The sequence below is a fragment of the Neisseria brasiliensis genome (assembly GCF_009671065.1).
GTDB classification, from domain to species: Bacteria; Pseudomonadota; Gammaproteobacteria; order Burkholderiales; family Neisseriaceae; genus Neisseria; species Neisseria brasiliensis.
Genome location: NZ_CP046027.1, coordinates 484,262 through 510,547 on the forward strand (window position 1 = coordinate 484,262; position 26,286 = coordinate 510,547).

General features: G+C 50.2%; 21 protein-coding genes and 1 pseudogene. 9 read left to right on the forward strand and 13 right to left on the reverse strand.

Annotated elements, in window-relative coordinates; genetic code table 11:
• Positions 1 to 152: 152 nt before the first annotated feature.
• Positions 153 to 1,883 (reverse strand): potassium/proton antiporter, encoded by a 1,731-nt coding sequence (locus GJV52_RS02535; protein WP_195690061.1) that lies wholly within the window; start codon positions 1,881 to 1,883, stop codon positions 153 to 155.
• Between the two features lie 289 nt (positions 1,884 to 2,172).
• Here GJV52_RS02535 and GJV52_RS02540 point away from each other — a divergent pair, with 289 nt between their 5' ends.
• The 5 genes from GJV52_RS02540 (at position 2,173) to GJV52_RS02560 (ending at position 8,973) form a co-directional block, all read left to right on the forward strand.
• Positions 2,173 to 3,045, forward strand: a complete 873-nt coding sequence (locus tag GJV52_RS02540) for a DUF808 domain-containing protein (RefSeq protein WP_095503362.1) — start codon at positions 2,173 to 2,175, stop codon at positions 3,043 to 3,045.
• Between the two features lie 71 nt (positions 3,046 to 3,116).
• Positions 3,117 to 4,661 carry an apolipoprotein N-acyltransferase gene (lnt, locus tag GJV52_RS02545; protein ID WP_100562456.1) on the forward strand — a complete coding sequence of 515 codons (1,545 nt, stop codon included), beginning with the start codon at positions 3,117 to 3,119 and terminating at the stop codon, positions 4,659 to 4,661.
• A gap of 294 nt (positions 4,662 to 4,955) precedes the next feature.
• A complete protein-coding gene (gene rpoH / locus GJV52_RS02550; protein WP_095503369.1) occupies positions 4,956 to 5,819 on the forward strand; it encodes an RNA polymerase sigma factor RpoH in 864 nt (287 codons plus the stop codon).
• A 188-nt stretch (positions 5,820 to 6,007) separates the two neighbouring features.
• A complete protein-coding gene (gene hemA, locus GJV52_RS02555) occupies positions 6,008 to 7,261 on the forward strand; it encodes a glutamyl-tRNA reductase (RefSeq protein ID WP_100562453.1) in 1,254 nt (417 codons plus the stop codon).
• Between the two features lie 56 nt (positions 7,262 to 7,317).
• Positions 7,318 to 8,973: a multidrug ABC transporter permease/ATP-binding protein gene (locus GJV52_RS02560; RefSeq protein ID WP_100562451.1), complete on the forward strand. Its 1,656-nt coding sequence runs from the start codon at positions 7,318 to 7,320 to the stop codon at positions 8,971 to 8,973.
• Between the two features lie 79 nt (positions 8,974 to 9,052).
• Here GJV52_RS02560 and argF read toward each other — a convergent pair whose 3' ends face one another.
• The 7 genes and pseudogenes from argF to GJV52_RS02595 all read right to left on the reverse strand — a co-directional run bounded on the left by argF (position 9,053) and on the right by GJV52_RS02595 (position 14,571).
• Positions 9,053 to 10,048 carry an ornithine carbamoyltransferase gene (argF, locus tag GJV52_RS02565; protein WP_100562449.1) on the reverse strand — a complete coding sequence of 332 codons (996 nt, stop codon included), beginning with the start codon at positions 10,046 to 10,048 and terminating at the stop codon, positions 9,053 to 9,055.
• 82 nt (positions 10,049 to 10,130) lie between these two features.
• Positions 10,131 to 10,637: pseudogene (locus tag GJV52_RS02570) on the reverse strand (methylated-DNA--[protein]-cysteine S-methyltransferase); the annotation flags it as partial.
• A 75-nt stretch (positions 10,638 to 10,712) separates the two neighbouring features.
• Positions 10,713 to 11,846, reverse strand: coding sequence for a succinyl-diaminopimelate desuccinylase (gene dapE, locus GJV52_RS02575; protein WP_100562447.1), 1,134 nt, complete (start codon positions 11,844 to 11,846; stop codon positions 10,713 to 10,715).
• Positions 11,847 to 11,995: 149 nt separating this feature from the next.
• Complete coding sequence (locus GJV52_RS02580; protein ID WP_100562445.1) at positions 11,996 to 12,613, reverse strand: HI_0552 family protein; 618 nt, start codon at positions 12,611 to 12,613, stop codon at positions 11,996 to 11,998.
• Between the two features lie 98 nt (positions 12,614 to 12,711).
• A complete protein-coding gene (locus tag GJV52_RS02585) occupies positions 12,712 to 13,221 on the reverse strand; it encodes a hemerythrin domain-containing protein (RefSeq protein ID WP_095503354.1) in 510 nt (169 codons plus the stop codon).
• A 120-nt stretch (positions 13,222 to 13,341) separates the two neighbouring features.
• On the reverse strand, positions 13,342 to 13,923 hold the full coding sequence (gene azu / locus GJV52_RS02590) for an azurin (protein WP_095503353.1): 582 nt from the start codon (positions 13,921 to 13,923) through the stop codon (positions 13,342 to 13,344).
• A 219-nt stretch (positions 13,924 to 14,142) separates the two neighbouring features.
• A complete protein-coding gene (locus tag GJV52_RS02595; protein WP_095503352.1) occupies positions 14,143 to 14,571 on the reverse strand; it encodes a DciA family protein in 429 nt (142 codons plus the stop codon).
• 152 nt (positions 14,572 to 14,723) lie between these two features.
• Between GJV52_RS02595 and secA the strand changes: the two genes are divergently transcribed.
• The 3 genes from secA to GJV52_RS02615 all read left to right on the forward strand — a co-directional run bounded on the left by secA (position 14,724) and on the right by GJV52_RS02615 (position 19,299).
• Entirely contained in the window at positions 14,724 to 17,480 is a 2,757-nt protein-coding gene (secA, locus tag GJV52_RS02600) for a preprotein translocase subunit SecA (RefSeq protein WP_100562443.1), read from the forward strand.
• A gap of 104 nt (positions 17,481 to 17,584) precedes the next feature.
• Positions 17,585 to 18,682, forward strand: a complete 1,098-nt coding sequence (gene aroC, locus GJV52_RS02605) for a chorismate synthase (protein ID WP_100562441.1) — start codon at positions 17,585 to 17,587, stop codon at positions 18,680 to 18,682.
• A gap of 155 nt (positions 18,683 to 18,837) precedes the next feature.
• A complete protein-coding gene (locus GJV52_RS02615; RefSeq protein ID WP_095503349.1) occupies positions 18,838 to 19,299 on the forward strand; it encodes a ProQ/FINO family protein in 462 nt (153 codons plus the stop codon).
• Positions 19,300 to 19,593: 294 nt separating this feature from the next.
• Here GJV52_RS02615 and lpxH read toward each other — a convergent pair whose 3' ends face one another.
• From lpxH to rpsT, 5 genes are all read right to left on the reverse strand, one after another.
• A complete protein-coding gene (lpxH, locus tag GJV52_RS02620) occupies positions 19,594 to 20,301 on the reverse strand; it encodes a UDP-2,3-diacylglucosamine diphosphatase (RefSeq protein WP_095503368.1) in 708 nt (235 codons plus the stop codon).
• A 111-nt stretch (positions 20,302 to 20,412) separates the two neighbouring features.
• Positions 20,413 to 22,221, reverse strand: a complete 1,809-nt coding sequence (aspS, locus tag GJV52_RS02625) for an aspartate--tRNA ligase (RefSeq protein WP_100562439.1) — start codon at positions 22,219 to 22,221, stop codon at positions 20,413 to 20,415.
• Positions 22,222 to 22,299: 78 nt separating this feature from the next.
• Positions 22,300 to 22,998, reverse strand: coding sequence for a DUF502 domain-containing protein (locus tag GJV52_RS02630; RefSeq protein WP_095503347.1), 699 nt, complete (start codon positions 22,996 to 22,998; stop codon positions 22,300 to 22,302).
• A gap of 160 nt (positions 22,999 to 23,158) precedes the next feature.
• Complete coding sequence (locus GJV52_RS02635; protein ID WP_100562437.1) at positions 23,159 to 24,304, reverse strand: phospholipase A; 1,146 nt, start codon at positions 24,302 to 24,304, stop codon at positions 23,159 to 23,161.
• A gap of 239 nt (positions 24,305 to 24,543) precedes the next feature.
• On the reverse strand, positions 24,544 to 24,807 hold the full coding sequence (rpsT, locus tag GJV52_RS02640) for a 30S ribosomal protein S20 (protein ID WP_096294658.1): 264 nt from the start codon (positions 24,805 to 24,807) through the stop codon (positions 24,544 to 24,546).
• A 309-nt stretch (positions 24,808 to 25,116) separates the two neighbouring features.
• Between rpsT and GJV52_RS02645 the strand changes: the two genes are divergently transcribed.
• Positions 25,117 to 26,259, forward strand: a complete 1,143-nt coding sequence (locus GJV52_RS02645; RefSeq protein ID WP_095503344.1) for an extracellular solute-binding protein — start codon at positions 25,117 to 25,119, stop codon at positions 26,257 to 26,259.
• Positions 26,260 to 26,286 lie beyond the last annotated feature (27 nt).

A 26,286-nucleotide genomic window follows, 5' to 3' on the forward strand; every position in this document is an offset into this window, starting at 1 on the left:
GCCTATCTTTGTGATATGTCTGCACTTTCTGTGCTGCTTTAACTTCGAACTGCACTCAAATCTGGGGTTTTGCAAAGGCCTCAGCCTGAAAAATAAATCGAGGCCGTCTGAAACATTTCAGACGGCCTCGATTCATATAAACAGCTCATTGTTTAATCAGGGAACTTCATACCCATCAATTTAATGCTGCCGTCTTTATTCAATTCTTTAATCGTCAGCTCAAATTCACCAATGCTCACGCGGTCGCCCTCCACCCATTTGGTGCTTTCCGAACGCAGCTCAAATAATTCGCTCAAGCTCAAACTCTCTTCGTTCGGCTGCAATTTCAAACCATAAGCCTTCGCCAAATCACCGGCACGGCTAACCGGATCAAATGAAAATTCGCCAAAATAATCGAAATTCAGCAACACGCTCTTATCGGTTTCAGTAAAGTAATAGGCCATATTTTCGACCTGATCATCAGGCAGGATATACCAAGCAATGTCGTCTTTTTTCAGCTTGGTATCGCTTTGCAACTCGATTCGGTGTCCTTCGCGAATCAGTGCAAAACAGCGGCGGTCGAAGCTGGCTGAAATTGGCGCCACATCATCGGGATGCACGCCTTCTGCTTCGGATTGCTTCACCACTTTAAACGATGTCATGCGCACTGCTTCTTTTTCCGCCAACCAAATATCGCGGCTGTCGGTTGGCTCCGGCTTCGGCGGCATGGCCACTTTCAGCAAGCGCGCCATCACCGGAATGGTTGTGCCCTGAATCAGCAGTGACAACACCACCACCGCAAATGCCACGTCAAACAATGCCCGCGAATTGGGTACACCCATCACCAATGGCATCATCGCCAGCGTAATCGGCACTGCACCGCGCAAACCCAGCCAACTGATGTATGCCTTTTCACGCACGCTGTAATTAAACGGCCACAAGCCGGTAAACACTGCAATCGGTCGCGCCACCAACATCAAAAATGCCGCCAATACCATCGCATCAGAACCACGCTCCAACACACTCGACGGTGTTACCAGCAAACCCAACACGACAAACATGGTTGCCTGAGCCAGCCATGCTAAGCCGTCCATCACGCGTAAAACGTGTTCCGTCGCGTGGTTGTGCTGATTGCCCACCAATACGCCGGCCAAATACACCGCCAAAAAGCCGCTGCCGCCAATCAAGTTGGTAAACGAAAACACCAGCAAACCACCCGATACAATCATCAAGGCATACAAACCTTCCGGCAGATTCAGACGGCGTACCAGCTTGGCCAGCAATTTGCCACCGATAAAGCCCATCAGCAAACCAAAGCCGATTTGTAGCAGCAACATCCACACAAACGACATCACGCCGCCCTCATCCGGCTTAACCATCATGGCAATGACCGCAGTCACCAAGAAAATCGCCATTGGGTCGTTGGCACCGGATTCAATTTCCAGCGTCGCTTGCACACGCTGATTCAAGCGCACGCCGCTGTTGCGCAACAGACTGAATACCGCACCGGCGTCGGTCGAGCCGACAATCGCCGCCATCAGTAAACCAAAGCGCCAATCCACATCCAAATAAAGCGTGGTGAAAATACCTAACAAAGCTACGCTGGCAAACACACCCCATGTTGCCAACACCGCCGCCGGTTTCAAACCGATATGGAAGCTCTGAAAACGCGTGCGCAATCCACCATCCAGCAAAATCACCGCCAAAGCAAGCTGGCAAATGAAGTTGGCCGAGACAAAATTGTCAAACTCAATGCCGCCTATCCCCTCTTCACCGGCCAAAATGCCAACCCCCAAAAACACCAACAGCAAGGGCATACCCAAACGCGCCGACAGTGTGGTGGAAACCACACTCAAAAACAGCAGCGCGCCGCCGAGCAGGAATAAGATATTCATCCAATCCACGTTTTTATTTCTCCTGATCTGCTGGAAGTTAAGGGGGAAAACAGCGATTTATGGCGTTATCGGCCGATTATGGGGAATTTTAGCACATGTCATACCATGCAATTGGCAACCACTTAATAATCTTTTCTTTCCTTTAATTAAATTAAAGGCCGTCTGAATGATAAAATCCGTATAATTTTCAGCTATAATAGTGGGTTTCGCTAAAGGCAGATTTATGCGTCAACTGGTCGCCAATCAAACCTAGCTTAGCGGAAAATCATGACTTTTTCTTTATTAGGAACCATTCAAAATGGCTTTTGCTTCCCTATTTACCCTGCTTGACGACATTACCGCCGTATTGGACGACGTGGCCTTAATGACCAAAATGGCCGCCAAGAAAACTGCCGGCGTGGTCGGCGACGATTTGGCCTTGAATGCCAACCAAGTGACCGGTGCTTCTGCCGAACGCGAATTGCCGATTGTATGGGCAGTGGCCAAAGGCTCGCTGATTAATAAAGTCATTTTGGTACCGGCGGCTTTATTGTTATCTATTTTCCTACCGGCTGCGATTACGCCTTTATTGATGATTGGCGGCGCGTATTTGTGTTTTGAAGGCGTGGAAAAGCTGCTGCATAAATTTTTGCACAAAAACGACGACAATGAAGCCGCTTCGCACGCCAGCGATGAAATTTTTGATGAAAAAGCCAAAATCACCGGCGCCATCCGCACCGACTTTATTTTGTCGGCCGAAATCATCATCATCGCCTTGGGCGTGGTAAGCGCCTACGGCGTGCTGACCAAGTCTTTGGTGATGTCGGCCATCGGCATCGGCATGACCGTGATTGTGTACGGCTTGGTTGCCATCATTGTTAAGCTCGATGATTTAGGTTTGCGCCTAATCGAAAAAGGCAGCAGCGCTGCCAAAGCCTTTGGCCGTGGCATCATCGCTTTCATGCCGTGGTTTATGCGCGCATTGAGCGTGGTCGGCACTCTGGCGATGTTCTTGGTCGGCGGCGGTATCATCGCCCACAACTTCGGCCCAGTACACGATTTCCTGCACGCCCATCATTGGGATACCGGCCTGATGGCACAAGTGGCCAACTTAGTGGTCGGTGTACTGACCGGTGCGGCGGTGTGCGCCGTGGTATTGCCTTTGATGAAAGTATTCTCTAAAAAACATTGATTTGTGTGCCGTAAGGCCGTCTGAAACCTAAAGCCTTCAGACGGCCTCCACTCTTTCTTGTCACTTAACGCATGAAGATTCTCCGTAAACTCGAAACATATTGGCAAAAGCCGCTGCTCTATTGGCCGCTGGTCATCGTTATCGGTAGTGCTACGCCGCTCGCCTTTGCCCCTTATTATCATTTCTGGCTGATGCCACTGCTATTCGGCGCTCTGATCCGCCTGATTGAGCTGCGCCCGCGCGTGGCTGCTTCAACGGCTTATGTGTTCGGCTTTTTTGCTTATGTGTCCCAGTTTTACTGGATTCATACTGCCTTGCACGAAGTTGCCGGCCTGCCGAATCTTTATGCTATTCCAATGACAGTGTTGCTGCCGGCATTTTTGGCGCTCTACCCTGCCCTGTGTTTTTGGTTATGGAAAAAATTCCACTTTCCGCGCTGGATTAAAATCGGTATTGTGCTGCCGATTTTATGGACGCTAACCGAGTTTGCCCGCGAACGTTTCTTGACCGGTTTCGGCTGGGGCGCATTAGGTTATTCACAAATCACCAAAACCAGCCCGCTGGCCGGCTTCGCACCCATCGGCGGCATTCATTTGGTGACCTTTGCCACCGCCTGCATTGGCGCATGGTTGGTATTGTTGGTCGATAACGCAGGCCGTCTGAAAAACCGGCTCATGCCTTTATGTTGCGGCGTGGCTTTGTGCACCGTCGGCTACATCGCCCAAGAAGCCGAATTTACCGAACCGGACGGCAGCACCAACACCGTCGCCCTGCTGCAAGGCAATATCGAACAACACATCAAATGGCAGGAAGACCAAATCGTTCCGACCATTCAAAAGTATTACGAGCAGCTGAGCAAAACCCGTGCCGACATCGTGATTTTGCCGGAAACCGCCATTCCGGAAATGCGCCAAACCCTGCCGGAAGAAGTATTGAGCACCTTTGCCGCCCAAGCACAAAGCAACGGCAGCGCGCTGGCTTTGGGCATCAGCCAATACACACGTGATGGCAACGGCTATGAAAATGCCGTGATTAACTTAAGCAACTACAACAACACCACCGCCGAAGAAATCCCGTATTACGCCAAAAACCATTTGGTGCCGTTTGGCGAATACAAACCCTTACCCGCCATCACCAACGTGCTTTACCGCATGATGAACATGCCGCTAGCTGACTTCCGCAAAGGCGGCGAAGGCCAAGCGCCTTTGGTCATGAAAGACCAGCGTGTGGCGTTCAACATCTGCTATGAAGACGGTTTTGGCGACGAATTAATCGCCACTGCCCGCCAATCCACCCTACTGGCCAACGTCAGCAATATGGCATGGTATGGCGATTCCAACGCCATGTATCAGCAATTGCAGCAGTCGCAAGCGCGCGCGATGGAATTAGGCCGCTATATGGTGCGCGCCACCAACACCGGCGCCACCGCGATTATTTCGCCTAAAGGCAGCATCATCAGCGAAGCCGAAGCCAATACCGAAACCGTATTGGAAGGCCATATTAAAGGCCATATCGGTGAAACGCCTTACATGAAAATGGGCGGCTCTTGGTGGCTCATTGGCCTACTCAGCGCCGCAGCCTTACTGCTTTTCGCCCTGCGCAACAAGCAAGAATAAGCCCTTCACTACACTGTTCAGACGGCCTGATAGACTGATTGTTTATCAGGCCGTCTGAATTTACATCACCCATAAATTGTTCTATAATAAATCTATTCCCGAGAAAAACACTCAAATATTAAAAATTAATCATATTTTTAAAAATACAAAATTTAACCTATCGCACATACAACATAACACAAAAAAGCGGTCTAATAGCCATATCAAAACAGTAGTGTTATACTACTTCGCCACACATTCTTAAGCGCTTGCTGATTACCGGCTGGCGCGCATAACAAGGAAAGCCACTTAATGATGAATAACGCTTTTGCATTACCAGTAATCCACAGCGGTAACGGTAGCTTGGAGCAATACATTCATACCGTGAACAATATTCCAATGCTTTCTGCCGAAGAAGAAACCCAACTGGCAGAACGCCAACAAAAAGGCGATTTAAACGCCGCTAAACAATTGATTCTTTCCCACTTGCGCGTGGTGGTGTCCATCGCCCGCGGTTACGATGGCTACGGCCTGAACCAAGCCGACTTGATTCAAGAAGGCAACATCGGCCTGATGAAAGCAGTGAAACGCTACGAACCAAGCCGTGGCGCGCGCTTGTTCTCATTTGCCGTGCATTGGATTAAAGCCGAAATCCACGAATTTATTCTGCGCAACTGGCGCTTGGTGCGTGTAGCCACCACCAAGCCGCAACGCAAACTATTTTTCAATCTGCGCAGCATGCGTAAAAGCCTGAATGCCTTGTCGCCGAAAGAAGCGCAAGACATCGCCGATGATTTGGGCGTAAAACTTTCCGAAGTATTGGAAATGGAACAACGCATGACCGGCCACGATATTGGCATTTTGGCCGACAGTAACGATGACGAAGACAACTTCGCCCCAATCGACTGGTTAGCCGATAACGAAACCGAGCCGACCCAGCAAATCGCCAAGCAAGCCCATTACGCGCTGCAAACCGATGGCCTGCAAAATGCCTTGGCACAACTGGACGACCGCAGCCGTCACATCGTTGAAAGCCGCTGGTTGCAAGACGATGGCGGTTTGACTCTGCACGAATTGGCTGCCGAATACGGTGTATCGGCCGAGCGCATCCGCCAAATCGAAGCCAAAGCCATGCAAAAATTGCGCGGCTTCTTGGCTGAAGAAGCCGAAGCAGTTTAAAACCAAAATCAAAGGCCGTCTGAATCATTTCAGACGGCCTTTTTCTATCCGTTCAATCATTTAGCCCAACCATTTTCTGCTAAAATTTAGCAATCAAACAGATTGCATAAGCCGCAAAACATTCTTTTTAAAACCAACTTACGCTATAATAACGCCTTCACGCACACTACCCTATTCTTAACATTCCCATGCAACTTACCGCCGTCGGACTCAACCATCAAACTGCGCCTTTGAGCATACGCGAAAAGCTGGCTTTTGCTGCGGCAAGCCTGCCTGATGCCGTGCAAAGCTTGGCCAGCAGCGATGCGGCCAAAGAAGCGGTAATTTTGTCCACCTGCAACCGCACCGAGCTTTATTGCGTCGGCGACACCGAAGAAATCATCGAATGGCTGGCGCAATACCACGACTTGCCCGCCGATGAAATCCGCCCTTATCTCTACACCTTCGACAGCAACGAAACCGTGCGCCATGCCTTCCGCGTAGCCTGTGGCTTAGATTCGATGGTATTGGGCGAACCACAAATTCTCGGCCAAATCAAAGATGCCGTGCGCATCGCGCAAGAACAAGAAAGCATCAACAGCAACCTGAATGCCTTGTTCCAAAAAACATTTGCCGTCGCCAAAGAAGTGCGTACCGATACCGCCGTGGGCGAAAATTCGGTATCGATGGCGTCTGCTTCGGTAAAAATGGCCGAACAAATCTTCCCCGACATTGCCGATTTAAATGTCTTGTTTATCGGCGCGGGCGAAATGATTGAATTAGTGGCCACTTATTTTGCCGCCAAAAATCCGCGTCTGATTACCGTCGCCAACCGCACCCTGCCGCGCGCGCAGGAATTGTGCGACAAACTCAGCGTCAACGCCGAGCCGTGCTTATTGAGCCAACTGCCGGACATCATGCATGAGTACGACGTGATTGTGTCGTCCACCGCCAGCCAATTGCCGATTGTCGGCAAAGGCATGGTCGAACGTGCATTAAAAAAACGTTACCACATGCCTGTGTTCATGCTCGATTTAGCCGTGCCACGCGACATTGAAGAAGAAGTCAGCGAATTAAACGATGCCTATCTCTACACCGTGGACGATATGCAGGACATCGTGCAAAGCGGCAAAGAAGCACGCCAAAAAGCCGCTTCCGCTGCCGAAGCCATGGTGGAAGAAAAAGTCGGTGAATTTGTCGAATGGCAGAAAAGCCGCCAAAGCGTGCCGCTGATTCGCGCATTGCGTGACGAAGGCGAACGCGCCCGCCGCCAAGTATTGGAAAACGCCATGAAACAATTGGCCAAAGGCACGTCGGCCGAAGAAGTATTGGAGCGTTTATCCATTCAATTGACCAATAAATTGCTTCACTCGCCTACCCGTGCGCTCAACAAAGCCGGCTCTTCCGACAACGACATCATCGACACTGTTGCCCAAATTTACCATTTGGACAATCATGAATAAATCATCAAGGCCGTCTGAATCGTTCAGACGGCCTTGGCATTCCTACTGCTTTATACATGAACATCATTTCCCTTATCTACCGGCAATACCGTAAGCCTTTTCTGATTATGTTCGGCCTGACCTTGCTGTCCGGCCTGTTCGGCATCGGCGTATTAATGTTTATCAACACTTATCTGCTGCAAAGTGAAGCCGGCGCGATCAGTGGCTTGATGTGGCCGTTCGGCTTACTGTTACTGGCTTATTTGGTAGTGGCCACTTGGTCGCAAATCCGCCTGTCGCGTATTGGTCATCAGTTTGTGTTTGAAATGCGCACGCAGCTTTTGAAGCGGATTATGGATTCGCAAGAAGCGCAAATCCAGCTGACGGGCAAACCAAAACTACTGGCCAGCTTGTCGAACGACATCCGCTCGTTGAGCATGGCATTTACCCGCTTGCCCGAGTTTACACAAGGCGTATTGTTTACCGTCGGTTGTAGCCTGTATTTGGCGTGGCTGTCACCCAAGCTTTTTCTGGTTACCGCTGTCGTGTTGCTGCTGATGATTGTCGGCACCAATCTGATTGTCAAACACGTGTTCCAAAGCTTCCGTAAAATGCGTGGTTTTGAAGACGAGCTTTACACCCATTATGAAACCAGCCTCGACGGTCATAAAGAGCTAACGCTCAACCGCTACCGCGCCGAGCGCTTCTATCGCGAAGACTTCACTACCGCCGCACAAAATAACCGTAGCTGGGCGGTGCGTGCCGATAGTCTGCATGCCTTGGCAATTAACTGGGGCAACACCGCCATGCTGGCGGCAGTCGGCATTATTTTTTATTTATCGGTGTATCATCAGTGGGCGAGCCTGACCGATGCAGCAACCGTCACCATGACTGTTTTGTTTATGCGCTCGCCGCTGTCGCAAGCCATCGGCGCGTTTCCCATGCTGATGAACAGCAAAGTGGCACTCGAAGCACTGAACAATCTCGGTTTAACGGCATACCACCCAAAGTTTCACAGCCATCATCACATGCCATCTGAATGGCAGACCATCCGTTTGGAAAATATCACCTACACCTACCCCGAACAAGGCGGGCAATCATTCGCATTGCAGCCGGTGAATCTCACACTTCGTCGCCATGAAACCGTTTTTCTCATCGGCGGCAACGGATCAGGCAAATCCACGCTGTCGATGATTTTGGCCGGTTTGTACATCCCGACTTCGGGCAAAATCTTTGTGGACGACATCGAAATCACCGAACACAACCGCGATGCCTACCGCCAACTTTTTGCCAGCGTATTCACCGATTTTCATTTATTCGACCAACTGGTCGACAACATGGGCGAAGATGCTTCTGCCGAAATGATTGCCCGCTGGCTCGACCGCCTGCAATTGAGCGACAAAGTAAAACTTGAAAAAAACCGCATTCTCAACAGCAAATTATCGCAGGGGCAAAAGAAACGTCTCGGCCTGTTGGCGGCAGCATTAGAAAACCGCAGCATGCTGATTCTCGACGAATGGGCAGCCGACCAAGACCCGCATTTCCGCCGCGTGTTTTACGAAGAACTGCTGCCGCTTTTGCAGCAACAAGGCTACACTGTCTTCGCCATCAGCCACGATGACAAATATTTCCATCACGCCGAACGGATTATCTCGATGAAACAAGGCGTGTTGAGCGAATTTAATGCTGAAGAAGCGGTGAAAGTAGCTGATGAACACAGCCGTGAAGGTTGATTTCTTCTGAAAACCAATCAACAACAAAAGACCGTCTGAACAATCATGTTTCAGACGGCCTTGATTTTATTCTTAAACCTTACTCACCCAGTGCAGCCACCATCACTGCTTTAATCGTGTGCATGCGGTTTTCCGCTTGGTCAAACACAATACTGGCTTCGCTTTCGAACACGTCTTCGGTTACTTCCACGCCGTTAAGGCCGAAAGTTTCATAAATCCATTCGCCGACGGTGGTTTCACGGTTGTGGAAAGCAGGCAGACAGTGCATGAATTTCACTTGTGCATTGCCTGAAGCGGCCATCAGCTCAGGCGTGACGCGGTAGGCTTTGAGCAAATCGATGCGCTCCTGCCACACTTCTTTCGGCTCGCCCATGCTCACCCATACGTCGGTGTGGATAAAATCCACGCCGTTGACGGCTTCTTTGGCGTTTTCGGTCAGCAAGATTTTCGCACCGGTTTCCGCTGCCACGGCTTTGGCTTGCGCCACGATGTCTTCAGACGGCCACAAGGCTTTTGGTGCACCGATGCGCACGTCCATGCCGAGTTTCGCGCCCAGAATCAACAATGAATTGGCCATGTTGTAACGCGCGTCACCGACATAAGCATAAGCCACTTGATGAAGCGGTTTGTCGCTGTGTTCCTGCATGGTCAGCGCATCGGCCAGCATTTGTGTCGGGTGGAATTCGTTGGTCAAGCCGTTGAACACGGGTACGCCGGCGTATTTGGCCAATTCTTCGACAATTTCCTGCCCGAAACCGCGGTATTCAATGCCGTCATACATGCGACCCAACACGCGCGCAGTATCTTTGATGCTTTCTTTATGGCCGATTTGACTGCCGGTCGGCTCGAGATAGGTCACGCCCGCGCCTTGATCGCGCGCCGCTACTTCAAAAGCGCAACGTGTGCGGGTGGATGTTTTTTCAAAAATCAGCGCAATGTTTTTGCCTTTCATCTGCTGCACTTCTTTGCCTGCTTTTTTGGCGGCTTTGAGTTCGGCGGCAAGCTTCAAATAATGCAGGATTTCATCTTGGCTGAAATCGAGCAGCTTTAAAAAATGGCGGTTTTTGAGATTCATGGCACTCTCTCTATCGTTATGTTTTCAAATGATTCAAATCTTTTTTCAGACGGCCTGATTGCAAACAAGGCCGTCTGAAACTTTAAAACAGCGTTCCCTGCTCCATGCCGCTTTCCAAATCCAGCAAAAAACGTTTGCGCGTCATGCCGCCGCCGTAGCCGACCAACTTGCCGTCACTGCCAATCACGCGGTGGCACGGAATCAGAATCGACACTTTGTTTTGCCCGTTGGCCGCAGCGACCGCGCGGATGGCCTTCACATTGCCCAACTGCTGCGCCTGCTCTTTGTAGCTTAAGGTTGCGCCGTAGGGAATGGTCAGCAACACCTCCCACACCTGCTTTTGAAAATCGGTGCCGACCATGTGCAGCGGCGTGTTGAATGTTTTCAGACGGCCTGCGAAATACTCAGCCAATTCCTTTTGAAATTCATCATGATACGCGCTTTTTTGCCAACTGAAATTGGCTGACAAAGCTTGATGCAGATGGTTCAATTCGCGCTGCAATTGGTCTTGATCGGCAAATTCAAGCAAACACAAACCTTCGCTGCTGAACACGGCCAAGATTTTGCCGATGGGCGTGTCCAGCCGTGCCACGTTTAAGGTGGCGGTGTAATCGTCGCAATGGGCAAAACGCAAATCGGCAGGGTTCATTTCAGACGGCCTTCATTATCTCAACAATTCCGCCATCATGCCTTCATAAATCGCGGATAATTTCGGAATATCGTCCAACAACACATTTTCATTAAGCTGATGAATGGTGGCGTTGCTCGGACCCAATTCAATCAATTCAGCCGCAATGGCTTTGATGAAACGGCCGTCTGAAGTGCCGCCGCTGGTGGACAATTCGGCTTCCACGCCGCAGATTTGCTGAATCGTAGCGCGTGCCACGTCGGTTAAGCGGCCGGCTTGGGTTAGGAACGGCTGGCCGGAACAAGACCATGCTAAATCGTACTGCACGCCGCAATGGTCGAGAATATCGTGCACACGCTGTTTCAGGTTCTCTTCGGTGGACTCGGTCGAAAAACGGAAATTGAATTTGACGTTGAGTTCGCCCGGAATCACGTTGGTGGCGCCGGTACCGCCGTTGATGTTGGAAATCTGGAAGCTGGTCGGTGGGAAATAATCGTTGCCCTCGTCCCATACTTCTTTTGTGAGCGCGAGCAAGGCCGGGGCAAAGGTGTGCACGGGATTCACCGCCAAATGCGGATAAGCGATGTGGCCTTGTTTGCCTTTAACGGTCAAATTGCCCGAAAGCGAGCCGCGACGGCCGTTTTTCAGCATATCGCCCAATACTTTCGTCGCGGTCGGTTCTCCGACAATACAATAATCAATCAACTCGCCTCGGGCTTTCAATATGTCCACAACCTTAGTAGTGCCATCGTGCGCGTCACCTTCTTCATCGGAAGTAATCAGCAGCGCAATGCTGCCTTGATGGTCGGGATGCTCGGCCACAAATCGCTCGCAAGCGGTGACGAAACAGGCAATGCTGGTTTTCATATCAGCCGCACCGCGCCCATATAAACGCCCTTCGCGCTCGGTCGGTTCAAACGGCGGCGAATCCCATTTTTCCAAAGGACCGGTCGGCACCACATCGGTGTGTCCGGCAAAACACAACACCGGCGCAGTGGTACCGCGGCGCGCCCAGATGTTTTTGGTGTCGCCGAAATTCATTTCTTCAATGGTAAAACCAATTTTTTGCAGGCGTTCGGCCAAAAGCTGCTGGCAATTTTGGTCATCGGGAGTGACAGACGGACGGGCAATGAGTTGCTTGGCAAGGTCTAGGGATTGGGTTTCAGTCATTTTGTGCTTTATTTTCAATGGTATTTTTTAGATTGAGGCCATCTGAAAGAAAACGCATTCCGCTGTTCAGACGGCCTGAGAATGCTTGTGATGATAACGAGATGCGCTTTATCTGGCAACTCGCAACAGGCCGTCTGAAATGACTTTCTTTATTTAAAACAGGCTTCATACAACGGAATCAATTCTTCTATCGCATTCACAATCCATTGCTGCACATCTTGCTTGCCCAAATCCGCGCGCTCAATGTGTTTGCCGATGCAGAAAAAATCATCTTGATGCTGCAGGCTGATGTTTTCAGACGGCGTGTCGGCCACGGTGGCGTAATCGGCGTATTCGTCTTCTGCACCGTGCCAAATATCGAAAGCAGCGTATTTTTGCGCGTCTAATTCGTCCAGCCATTGGTTGTACTGCGGCAAAGCAATGGGCGACACGCCGGCTTTGTAGCAATGCCAATCGAGGCTGACGGTAAGGCGGCGGCGGTTGAGCAACACGGAAATAATCGCGGCGGAATCTTGGTATTGCGCGTATTTGAAATAGGCGAAAAAGTGCGCGCGCACCTGCCAGCCGTTACACCAGCGCTCGATGTGTGGCGGTGCGAAGGGTTCGCCCAAATCATCGGCCACGCGCCCGATAAGTTCGCGCCAAATCTGCCAATGGTGTTTATACGCGGCTTTGGTCGGCTCAATCATTTCCGGCGCGTGTTTTTTCATTTGGGCAAACTGATAAAAGGGAATGTCGAAAAGTTCGCTGCTTTGCGGGGTGAGCATGGGGATTCTCTTTATGGGATAAATAAACGGTTTGCGCTTTCAGACGGCCTAGCGTGTGTTAAGGCCGTCTGAAACCATCAAACAATCATTTCTAAGCATTATTTGCGTCTTCTCGCCGCCATAATCTCGCCGATTTCGGTCAGCTTTTCTTTCGGGATAAAGGTTTTGCCCATTTCAAATAAGGGTTCTTCAATATCCAAATGCACATCGTATCCGGCGGTAAAGCGCTGCAATACGTCGGTGTTTAACGGATAATCCGCATCTTCTTCCAAGCGGGCAAACTCCTCTGCCACTGCCGACCAGTTGGCATGCAGGCTTTCGTGTTGGCGCAATAATTCGTCAATGCTTTCCTGCGCTTGTGGGGCGTATTGCAACAGCAACGGAAAGAAATTTTCTTCTTCGTCTTCATGATGCAACGGCGCGGCCACGTTGAAATATTGACTGATTTGGCGCGTCGCCTGCAGCACCACATCATTGCGGCCGTTTTCAGCAATATATTCGGGCAGCATTTTTACTTGGCTGCAAAAACGGCGCACTTTGTCGTGGCAGGCATAGAGCATGTCGATGGGTTCGGCAAAGGTCACACTTTGGGTGTTGAAGGGATTCATGATGAGGTTCCTTATGTTCAGACGGCCTTGTTGTTTTATTCTACGCTTTTTGTTGCGCGATAAAGTAAAACAGCCCGCAACTAGGCAGGCTGTTCGATTCATATCGGTTGTGCAAAAAGACTAGTCAACCAAAGTGATGGTACCGTTCATCAAAGCACCGTGGCCTGGGAAGGTACAAGCAAATTTGTAGTTGCCGTCTGCCAATTTAGCAGGGTCGATTTTGATGGTGTCTTCCTCACCGCCACCGATTAATTTGGTGTGTGCTACGATACGCTCATCACCAGCTTTTACATATTCAGCATCAGGACCTGCAGCCACGCCGTCTTTGAATACGCCGTCTTGGTCTTCAGCTTTGGTGATCACCAAGTTGTGACCCATGCTGGCTTTAGGCTGAGTACCAACATGTTTCAATGTGATGGTGAATTCAGAACATGCTTTGCTAACTTGGATATCTTTGGTGTTGAACTGCATAGCGTCGTTTGATTCAACCACGACTTCACAGTTACCGGCAGCAGCAGCGTCGGCAGCTGGGGCAGCCGCTTCAGAAGCCGGAGCAGCTTCAGCAGGTGCGGCTTCTGCAGGGGCAGAGGCTTCGGCAGCAGGCGCAGGCTCGCTAGCAGGGGCAGCCGGAGCAGCAGGTTCTTGTGAGCAGGCCGCCAAACCGATAACAGCGGCAGAAATCAGAGCCAAATAAGCTTTCATGTATATCTCCTAATGATGAGAATGTTTCAGTTATCCAAAATATTTGTGCCAAAAGGCGCCATGCCTTCTGTGACAAAAGAGAAGTATGCGACTTTATTCTGCTATAAACTTTGATTTAAATCAAAGTTTAAATGAAGATTTACACCTGCTTACAAAATGAGAATTCATTCTATTTAATTAGGCTATTTTTTCATTGTCACACTAACATTATTTAACAAATTATCTTTGTCGATAATGCTTTTTAGCCAACTGTTCTAAGCGTTCGGCCAATTTTGGATGCTGTTCCTGCAGTTTAGCAGCGGTGTCTTCAAAACTCTGCAAAGCCACATCGCTTAATTGCAATGTATTTTTACGCTCGGGCTTGGGCGGTTTGGGCAATACTCTTACTTGCACATCGGCAATATCTGCGTGCAACAGCTTCAATTGCGGCAGCAGCGAGGGCAAAATCATTTTCAGGCGCGAAGAAGCCATATTATTGGCCGCCAGCAAAACCAGTTTGCCATTTTCAACACAGGCCGTCTGAAAATGCGCGCGCAAGTTGGCGGGCAGGATATTTTTCACTTCCTGATCCAACCTATGCCACTGTTGCGCTTGTTGCAACAATGCCTGCAAATGCCGGTCGCGTTTGCCCAATTGTTCTAAATTCATGTTTCAGACGGCCTTTTTATCGGTGATTTTGTCAACGAATATTGAAATACGGTAAAACTGTCTCTATTTCAGACGGCATGACTACCTTACACTATCGCTTGTGTTAAAATCCAGCTTTCGCCACTATTTTATATCAGGCGCAGGAACCATTCATGCTGACAAACATTGCAAAGAAAATCTTCGGCAGCCGCAACGACCGCTTGCTGAAACAATACCGTAAATCCGTTGCGAAAATCAATGCCCTTGAAGCTGACATGCAGGCTTTGAGCGATGAGGCATTACAAGGGAAAACCGCAGAATTCAAACAACGCTTGGCCGATGGCGCGACTTTAGACGACATCTTGGTCGAAGCGTTTGCCGTCTGCCGCGAAGCCAGCCGCCGTGTCTTGGGCATGCGCCACTTTGACGTGCAGCTCATCGGCGGTATGGTGCTGCACAACGGCAAAATCGCCGAAATGCGTACCGGCGAGGGTAAAACCTTGGTCGCCACGCTGGCCGTTTACCTCAATGCTCTGTCCGGCAAAGGCGTTCACGTCGTGACTGTCAACGATTACTTGGCCGCACGCGACGCGGGCATTATGGAGCCTTTGTATAACTTCTTAGGCTTAAGCGTGGGCGTGATTGTGTCCGACATGGAGCCTTTCTACCGCCAAACCGCTTACGGATCCGACATCACCTACGGCACCAACAACGAATTCGGTTTCGACTACCTGCGCGACAATATGGTTACCGACCAATACGACAAAGTTCAGCGCGATTTGAATTTTGCCGTGGTCGATGAAGTCGATTCCATTTTGATTGACGAAGCGCGTACCCCGCTGATTATTTCCGGCCAAGCCGACGACAATGTGCAGCTTTATCAAGTGATGGACAGCGTTCCGGCGCACTTAATCCGCCAAGAAACCGAAGACGGCGAAGGCGATTACTGGGTCGATGAAAAAGCGCACCAAGTAATTTTGAGCGAAGCAGGTCACGAACACGCCGAGCAGATCCTCACCCAAATGGGCTTACTGGCCGAAAACGACTCGCTCTACTCTGCCGGCAACATCGCGCTGATGCACCACCTGATGGCCGCATTACGCGCGCATACTTTGTTCCACTTGGATCAGCATTATGTGATTCAAGACGACGAAATCGTGATTGTCGATGAATTCACAGGCCGTCTGATGGCCGGCCGCCGCTGGTCTGAAGGCTTGCACCAAGCCGTTGAAGCCAAAGAAGGTGTGGAAATCAAGCGCGAAAACCAAACGCTAGCATCCATCACCTTCCAAAACTATTTCCGTCTGTACACCAAATTATCGGGCATGACCGGTACCGCCGATACCGAAGCATTTGAATTCCAAAGCATTTACGGCTTGGAAACGGTGATTATTCCGACCAACCGCCCGATTCAGCGTAAAGACTTCAACGACCAGATTTTCCGTTCGACCGACGAAAAATTTGAAGCCGTGGTCAAAGACATTCAAGAATGCTACAACAAAGGCCAACCGGTCTTGGTCGGCACCACCAGCATTGAAAATTCCGAATTGGTGTCGCGCATGCTGACCGAAGCCGGTCTGCCGCACAATGTCTTGAACGCCAAAGAACACGAACGCGAAGCCTTAATCGTGGCGCAAGCCGGTAAAGTGGGGGCGATTACTGTAGCCACCAACATGGCCGGCCGCGGTACCGACATCGTGTTGGGCGGCAACTTGAAACACCAAACCGATGCCATCCAAGCCGACGAAAGCTTGAGCGATGAAGACAAAGCCGCACAAATCGCCGCTTTGGAAAACGGCTGGCAAGCCGAGCATGACCAAGTGGTTGCTGCGGGCGGTTTGCACATTATCGGCACCGAGCGCCACGAAAGCCGCCGTATCGACAACCAGTTGCGTGGTCGTGCTGGCCGTCAAGGCGACCCGGGTTCGAGCCGTTTCTACTTGTCGTTTGAAGACCCATTATTGCGCCTGTTCGCGCTTGACCGCGCCGCCGCCATTCTCAACCGCTTGGCACCGGAACGTGGCGTTGCTATCGAACACGGCATGCTGACCCGCCAAATCGAAGGCGCACAACGCAAAGTCGAAGGCCGCAACTTCGACATGCGTAAACAAGTTTTGGAATACGATGACGTGGCCAATGACCAGCGTAAAGTGATTTACCACCAACGCAACGAAATCCTGACCAACAAAGACGTTACCGACTTAACCAAAGACATCCGCGCCGAAGTCATCAGCGATTTGGTCGATGCCCACATGCCGCCGGATACTATGGAAGAGCAATGGGATTTGCCGACGCTGCAAAGCAAATTGCTGGCCGATTTCCGCCTGAATGCCGACATCGCCGGCTGGTTGCAAGCCGACAACACCTTAGACGGCCAAGATGTGAAAGAGCGTTTGATTGACCACATCGAAACCGAATACGCGGAAAAAGTCGAATTGGTCGGCAAACAGCAAATGGCCGACTTTGAGCGCAATGTTATGCTGCAAGTCATCGACAACCAATGGCGAGAACACTTGGCGGCGATGGATTACCTGCGCCAAGGCATTCACTTGCGCAGCTACGCGCAAAAAAATCCGAAGCAAGAATACAAACGCGAAGCTTTTGCTATGTTTGAAAACCTGTGGAGCGGCATCAAGCACAACATTGCGTCGCTGCTGACTTCGGTGCAAATCGAGCGCAATGATACCCCTGCCGAAGACTTTTCTGCCCAACAAATCACCGATATGCAGGAAATGCATTCCGATGCGCCTGATATCGAAGAATTGCTCGGTGAATCGAAGAGCGACTTGGCTGCTGGCGCCTTCAATCCGGCCGGCAACGACTTCAGCCCCGAAGCCCTTGCTGCCAAAGGTCAAATCATTCACCGCAACGACCCATGCCCATGCGGCAGCGGCTTGAAATACAAGCAATGCCACGGCAAATTGAGCTGATTGATTAAAAATAAATCAAGGCCGTCTGAAAACAAAATCCGTTTCAGACGGCCTTTATGTTAAAATTCAGCCCATTCGTTTAACAACATTTTTAGAGCAGAATTATGGCAGGCAACACTTTCGGACAACTCTTCACCGTCACCACCTTCGGCGAAAGCCACGGCCCCGCTTTGGGCTGCATTATTGACGGCTGCCCACCCGGATTGTCGCTGACCGAAGCCGACATTCAAGCCGATCTTGACCGCCGCAAACCCGGCACCAGCCGCCACGTTACCCAACGCCGCGAAGCCGACCAAGTGGAAATCTTGTCCGGCGTGTTCGAAGGCAAAACCACCGGCACACCGATTGCCCTGCTGATTCGCAACACCGACCAGCGCAGCAAAGACTATGGCAACATCGCGCAGCAATTCCGCCCCGGTCACGCCGATTACGCATACTGGCACAAATACGGCACGCGTGATTACCGTGGCGGCGGTCGCTCTTCCGCCCGCGAAACCGCCGCGCGCGTGGCCGCCGGTGCCGTGGCGAAAAAATGGTTGAAAGAACAATTTGGCACAGAGATCATTGGCTATGTGACCCAAGTCGGCGAAAAAGCCATCCGCTTTGAAAGCTTGGAATTCATCAGCCAAAATCCGTTCTTCGCGGCCAACCAAAACCAAATCGAAGAATTAGAAAACTATATGGACAGCGTGCGCAAATCGCTGGATTCCGTTGGTGCGAAGCTGCACATCGAAGCCAAAAACATTCCGGTCGGCTTAGGCGAACCGGTGTTCGACCGCTTGGATGCCGATATCGCCCACGCCATGATGAACATCAATGCCGTTAAAGGCGTGGAAATCGGTGCCGGTTTTGATTGCGTGGCACAACGCGGCAGCGAACACGGTGACGAACTCACTCCACAAGGCTTTTTGAGCAACCATGCCGGTGGTATCCTCGGCGGTATTTCCACCGGACAAGACATTCACGTTAACATCGCCATCAAGCCGACCAGCTCGATTGCCACACCACGCCGCAGCATCGACATCGACGGCAATCCGGTTGAAATCGCCACCCACGGCCGCCACGACCCTTGCGTCGGCTTGCGTGCTGCGCCAATTGCCGAAGCCATGTTGGCTTTGGTGCTAATGGATCATGCCTTGCGCCACCGCGCCCAAAATGCCGATGTTCGCGTCAACACGCCCGACATTGCCCGTTTCAAATAATCCACATATTCAGACGGCCTATCAAGATAAATCAGGCCGTCTGAACAAATTCACACACAAAAGCTTCGCCAAATCAGCCGCTTTATACTACAATGGCAAGCATTCGCCGTGTACTAGGGAGCGCACGGCTTCAGACTGACAGGAATACAGACAACATGACACAAGAAACCGCTTTGGGCGCCGCACTCAAAACCGCCGTCCAAACCATGAGCAAAAAGAAACAAACCGACATGATTGCCGATCATATTTACAGCAAATACGACGTATTCAAGCGCTTCAAACCGCTGGCTGTCGGTATCGACCAAGACTTAGTTGCCGCCCTGCCGCAATACGACGCCAGTCTGATTGCCCGCGTATTGGCAAACCACTGCCGCCGCCCGCGTTATCTGAAAGCATTGGCTCGCGGCGGTAAACGCTTTGATTTGAACAACCGTTTTAAAGGCGAAGTGAGCCCGGAAGAACAAGCCATTGCGCAACAACACCCTGCCGTGCAACAAGCCATGGCCACGCAAGCAGAACGCCAAGCAGCCAAAGCTGCTGAACAGGCTGAAGCACCTGCTGCTGAAGTGGCTGCCGCCGAAACTGCACCCACTACTGAAACGCAAACTGAAGCATAATCACGTGTTTTCGATATATCAAAAAGGCCGTCTGAAAATTTTCGATTTCAGACGGCCTTTTTATGGTTTACGCAGATTGAAACCTTTTCAAAACATCAAGAACCACCCATAAAAACTCTAAAGGCCGTCATTCCCGCGCAGGCGGGAATCCATCGCAATATCTAAGAAACCTATTTTATTCAAAAGCTTGCTACGTTAAAAAATGGATTCCCGCCTGCGCGGGAATGACGTCGGTTTTGGGGGCTAGCTTTTGAAAGAGTTTTGCAAAGGTCTCAGATTGTGCCACTCTTTTTATTACTCTCTGACAAACCGAAACCCTTGTTCATCCACGCTTAATACCGAAGCATAATCGGCTTTCCAATCACCCAACACAATGCGGGTAAAATCCTCATTTACATGGATATTTTCCCGATGCGTATGCCCATGAATCAACAGCGGCACACCATATTGCTTGACGATTTGTGCCGTAAATTCAGGATTCACGTCCATGATTTCAGCCGATTTTTGCTGTTTGTCCTGCTTGCTGGCGTGGCGGATTTTATGGGCGATTTTCAAGCGTACCGACAACGGCAGCATTAGAAACAGCTTCTGCCGCCATTTTTGATGCACTTTTTTGCGAAATTGCTGATAGCGCACATCGTCAATACACAAAGTATCGCCATGACACAGCAAAGCTTGCTGGCCGAATAAATCCACCACCTGATAATCGGGCAGCAGCTTCATGCCGCACGCACGCGCAAAGCGTTCACCAATCATGAAATCACGGTTGCCATGTTGAAAATAACAGGCCACACCCCCGTCGCTTACCTTGCGAATGGCTTGTTGCACCGAATCAATCAAGGGCGACGTTTCATCATCGCCGACCCAAAAGTCAAACAAATCACCCAAAATATACACCGCCTGCGCCTGCGGTGCTTTTTCTTGCATAAAACGCAGAAACAGCGCCGTCAGCTCGGGGCGTGATTCGCTCAAATGTAAGTCAGCAATAAAATAAATCGGCATAGAATGGTTCATTAAATCAATTTCAGCCATTATAAATTTTCAGATGGCCTGTGTATATAAAGGCCGTCTGAAAGAATCACTCTTTCAGACGGCCTTTGATCTAAGCGAATATTAAGCTTCTTTGTTTTCGGTCGCTTTTTGGCGCAAACGCAGGCTCAATTCGCGCAACTGCTTGTCGTCCACCACGTTTGGCGCGTTGGTCAGCAGACATTGCGCACGTTGGGTTTTCGGGAAGGCAATCACGTCGCGAATCGATTCGGCACCGGTCATCAAGGTTACCAAGCGGTCGAGACCGAAGGCCAAACCACCATGCGGCGGCGCACCGAATTTCAGGTTATCCAGCAGGAAGCCGAATTTTTCTTGCTGCTCTTCCGGCGTAATTTTCAGCGCGGCAAACACTTTTTCCTGTACATCAGCGCGATGGATACGGATTGAGCCACCACCGATTTCCCAGCCGTTCAACACCATATCGTAAGCGCGTGCCAAGCAGTTTTCCGGCTGGCTTTCCATCAGGTCTTCATGACCTTCTTTCGGTGCGGTAAACGGATGGTGCACGGCGATGTAGCGGTCTGCTTCGTCGTCGTATTCGAACATCGGAAAGTCAACCACCCACAACGGTTTCCATTCATCGGTGAAATAGCCGTTTTCTTTACCGTGTTCCAAGCCCACTTTGATGCGCAATGCGCCGATGGCTTCGTTCACGATTTTGGCTTTGTCGGCACCGAAGAAAATGATGTCGCCGTTTTGTGCTTCGGTTTGGGCGATGATTTCTTTCAACGCGTTTTCAGACAGGAATTTCACAATCGGCGATTGCAAGCCGCTGTCTTCGCCGTTGCTCAAGTTGGTCACATCGTTTACTTTGATGTAAGCCAAGCCTTTGGCACCGTAAATGCCGACAAATTTGGTGTAATCGTCGATTTCTTTACGGCTCAATTTGGCACCGCCCGGCACACGCAAGGCCACCACGCGGCCGCCTTTCATGTCGGCTGCGCCACGGAATACTTTGAATTCTTCCGTTTTCATCAAGTCGGTCAATTCAGTGAATTTCAGGCTGATGCGCAAATCCGGTTTGTCGGAACCATAATAGAACATGGCTTCGCTAAACGGCATGCGTGGGAAATCGCCCAATTCTACGCCAATGGCGTCTTGGAATACTTTTTTGGCCATCGCTTCGGTGATGTCCATGATTTCGTCCTCGTTCAAAAACGAGGTTTCCAAGTCGATTTGGGTAAATTCAGGTTGACGGTCGGCACGCAAGTCTTCATCGCGGAAACACTTGGTGATTTGGTAATAGCGGTCGAAACCGGCCACCATCAGCAATTGTTTGAATAATTGCGGTGATTGCGGCAAGGCGAAAAACTCGCCCGGATGCACACGGCTTGGCACCAAATAGTCACGCGCGCCTTCAGGGGTCGAGCGGGTCAACATCGGTGTTTCGATGTCGATAAAGCCTTGGTCGTCCAAGAAACGGCGCACGCCCATAGCGACTTTGTAGCGCAGTTTCAGGTTGTTTTGCATCACCGGACGGCGCAAATCAATCACACGGTTGGTCAGGCGTACGTTTTCGCTGATATTTTCATCGTCGATTTGGAACGGTGGCGTGGCAGCAGCATTCAATACTTCGATTTCTTTGGCCAAGATTTCGATTTTGCCTGATACCATTTTGTCGTTGGTCGTGCCTTCCGGACGGTTGCGCACGCGACCGGTAATGCTCAAAACGTATTCGTTACGCGCAGAATCGGCAGTTTCAAATGCTTCTTTGGTATCTGGATCGATCACGACTTGAACGATGCCTTCGCGGTCGCGCAAGTCGATAAAAATCACGCCGCCGTGGTCGCGACGACGATGCACCCAACCTTTGACGGTTACGGTTTGGTCTAAATATTGCTCGCTGATTAAGCCGCAATAGTTGGTACGCATAAAATCACCTTTTTGTGTTTGATTTAATTTGGTTTGAAATGGTTATGCCGTCTGAAAGATTCAGACGGCCTGAATTACTTAATGTTGATTAGGTTCCGATAAAGGCTTGCCCGCATCATCTACCAATACTTCTGGCACATGCTCATCAGGCATCACCATGCCCAGCGAAATCACATATTTCAGGGCTTCGTCCACGCTCATGCTGAGCTCACGGATATCGCTTTTTTTCACCATGATGTAATAGCCGCCGGTTGGGTTGGGCGTGGTCGGCACATATACTGAAACGTATTCTTCCCCTTGCGGTAGCGAGGCTTTGACCGAATCGGGAATATGGCCGGAAACAAAGGCCAGCGTCCAAATATTCGGCTGCGGAAAAGGCACGAGTACGGGCGTTTTAAACGAACGGCTGCTGTCGGACAGCAAAGATTCCGACACTTTTTTCACGCTGGAATAAATCGATTTCACCACCGGAATGCGGCCGAGTATGCCATCCCAAGCGGAAATGATGCGTTTGCCCAAAACGTTGGCACCAAAAAGGCCGGTGACAAACAACACCACAATCGCCACAATCACACCCAAGCCGGGAATATTGAAGCCTAAGAAATGCTGTGGCTGCCAATGCGCCGGCAAGAGATTAATCAATTGGTCGGCGGCGGTGACGATGTAGGTAATCACCCAAATGGTGACCGCAATCGGCAGCCACACCAAAACACCCGTAATCAGGTATCTTTTCAATGATTTAGCAATTTTACCGCTTTCCGCTGGTTGTTCTGCCATGTTTTCCTATCCGTCAAATACGCAATATGACCGCCCAAACGCACTATTATACGCGTTTGGGCGGTAAGAAACGAGTGTTTTTCATGGTTTGTGGCATAAACGCTTATGCTTGCACGAGCTATGCACACAAACCTGTTGAACTGCTTTCGCCAATCTCGGTTTAAATGCCGTCCCAATCATTAAACATTAGACCGAAACCAATGCCGTTTTGCTTGTGGTTATAGTCGATTAAACTCTCGCCATAGCCGTGAAAACCGCGTACCACACCTTTGAGTTTACCCTTAATCGGGAAGGTGTAAGCCGCTTCCACCGCACCATGGCCGGTTTTCGGATTGTAGCGCAACACAGAATAGATGTTTTGCTTGTCGTTTAAGCGGTATTGCACTTTCAAATCGCCATAACCCATGTAATCGGAAATATCCGGATTATCGTCTTCATCACCATTGGCATCAGTGCGCACCCAAACGCGTGGAATCACGGTCAATTTATCCCATTCCATACCGGCCATGGCGTAAATACGGTTCCACGAGCGCGATTCTGGTCGGCTTTGACCATTGGATTGATGGGCAAAACCGGCACCAACCATGCGCAATTTACCGCCAAACGGCAAATCAAGCTTCACTGGCTGGGTCAGGAAAATTTCCGGCTCGTAATCGGTATTACGAAACGGCGCCGATTTCCACCCTTGGTTATACAACTGCCAATCGGATTTTTGCGTGTAGCCAAACCACAAATCCGCACGAGTTTTAAACACGTCTTCCATCAACTTGCTTTTAAACGAAACCTGCATTTTGGTCTCAAGCCGTTTTTGCTCGGTAAACTTTTCTGCCGTGGTCACACCACGCGAAGGCGATTCCGGATAGTAATTCGGACTAGAATTATACCAAGCAGGCATCAGATACATTGGGTTATGTTCGCGCACCGTCAAAATGCCACGCGCGTCATTGACATCCAAATCATACATTATGCTCAACGGCGTATAGGCTTCAGCCGCATCGCGCAAAGCGGATTCGGAAAGCAAATTCTCATTGGCCTTTTCATCGAAAACAATGGTGGTTTCTTTATTTTCAATGCTGGCATTGACCGTCTGCGCCAAATCCACCGGCTGCTTGGTTTCTAAGGTATCCAAAGTTGCCACCGGTTGTGCAGGCGGCAACTGCGCCGCATAAATCTTATCGTAACAAGCCAAACGCATGGCGTTATCGGTCATAGCAGCACATTGCAAGGCTGCCGTATCCAAAGCCCAAGCAGCAGGCGTGGCCAATACGCAACCTGCCCCTACCCATAAATAATGTTTCAACATCATGTTCACCGTTTACGTCAATCCGCTAACCCACCGGCTTTTGCTTGGCTGGATTATTCGAATTCACCCGATATGCGTTCTTATTTTTCAGACGGCATGGATTTAATTAGGCCGTCTGAAAAATAATCACTGTCTGTAAGATGCAGCAATGCCCCTGAAATACCTTCGCGGTCAGGGGCAATCGCTTAGTGCAGGTGTCGCCACCTACAGAGTTGCCGCCTTATGCGGCTGGCTGCAAAAGATTAAGCCAAGGCTTTTACTTTAGCAGACAAACGGCTCTTGTGACGAGCAGCTTTGTTTTTGTGGAACACGCCTTTATCAGCAATGCGGTCAATAATTTTTACTGATTCGCGGTAAGTTGCTTGAGCAGCAGCTTTGTCACCAGCTTCAACAGCTTTCAACACTTTTTTGATTGCAGTGCGGAATGCAGTACGCAAGCTAGCGTTGTGGGCGCGTTGTTTAACCGACTGGCGGGCACGTTTACGGGCTTGTGCGCTGTTTGCCATATTGAATATCTCCTGAATGAAAAATAAATTCTGTAAACGCGCAATTTTAAAGACGATTGCCCCTATATGCAAGTCTTTTCTCTGCAAACTTACCGATTCGCGCCGTGTGTTCGCCCAAAAACCACACCACCCACCTGCCACATCCCCACCTTTCCAAAGCTGCCGATAGAATTTTTTTGCATAAATTTCCCGATATGGCTTTGATTTTGATTAAGCTTACATTACAATGACCTTGCAGCTTGCCGGGGTGTTTATGGGGCAAGTCTGTTTCTTTTTAATTTTAACTCTTTCATCAGGAAACCAACCCGTATGAAAAAATCCGTATTAGCCGTATTGGCCGCATTTTCACTGGCCGCGTGCGGCGGTGGCGAGAAACAAGCCGAGCAACCTCAAGCAGGCAGCGCGCCTGCTGCCAATGCTGAAGCAACCGCTACCGATACCTTAAATATCTACAACTGGTCAAACTACGTGGACGAAACCACTGTTGAAGACTTCAAAAAACAAAACAATTTGAAGCTGACCTATGATTTGTATGAAAACAACGAAACTCTCGAAGCCAAAATGCTGACCGGCAAATCAGGCTACGACCTCGTTGTACCGGGTATCGCCTTTTTGCCGCGCCAAATTGAAGCTGGTGCTTATCAAAAAGTCAATAAAGACCTGATTCCAAACTATAAAAACATCGACCCTGAGCTGTTGAAAATGCTGGAAACAGCCGACCCGGGCAACGAATACGCCGTACCTTACTTCTCAGGTGTGAACACTTTGGCCATCACCGCCAAGGGTAAAGAACTGCTGGGCGGCCAATTGCCTGAAAACGGCTGGGACTTATTGTTCAAACCAGAATACACCAACAAACTGAAATCATGCGGCATCGCCTTGTGGGATACGCCGTCTGAAATGTTCCCGATTGTATTGAACTACTTGGGCAAAGACCCTAAAGGCACCAGCACTGACGACATCAATGCCGCAGCCGAAGTATTGAAAGCCGTTCGCCCTGACGTGAAACGCTTCAGCCCTTCAGTGATTGACGAATTGGCACGCGGCGACGTGTGTTTGGCAGCTGGTAACGGTGGCGACTTGAACTTGGCCAAAGCCCGTTCAGAAGAAGTCAACAACAATGTCGGCATCGAAGTCTTGACCCCTAAAGGCATGGGCTTCTGGATTGAATCTTGGTTGATTCCTGCCGATGCGAAAAACATTGACAACGCCCACAAATACATCAACTACACTTTGGATGCCGACATCGCAGCAAAAAACGGCATCGCCGTAACCTTCGCCCCGGCCAGCTTGCCGGCGCGTGAAAAAATGCCGAAAGAGTTGGTGGAAACCCGCTCAATCTTCCCAACTGCGGAAGACATGCAAAACGGTTTCGTGATGCCGCAAATGGGTTCTGACGCGAAGAAACTGACCGTCAGCCTGTGGCAAAAAATTAAAGTGGGTACCAACTAATCCGCTTTGGTTTTGTTTACTAAAAAT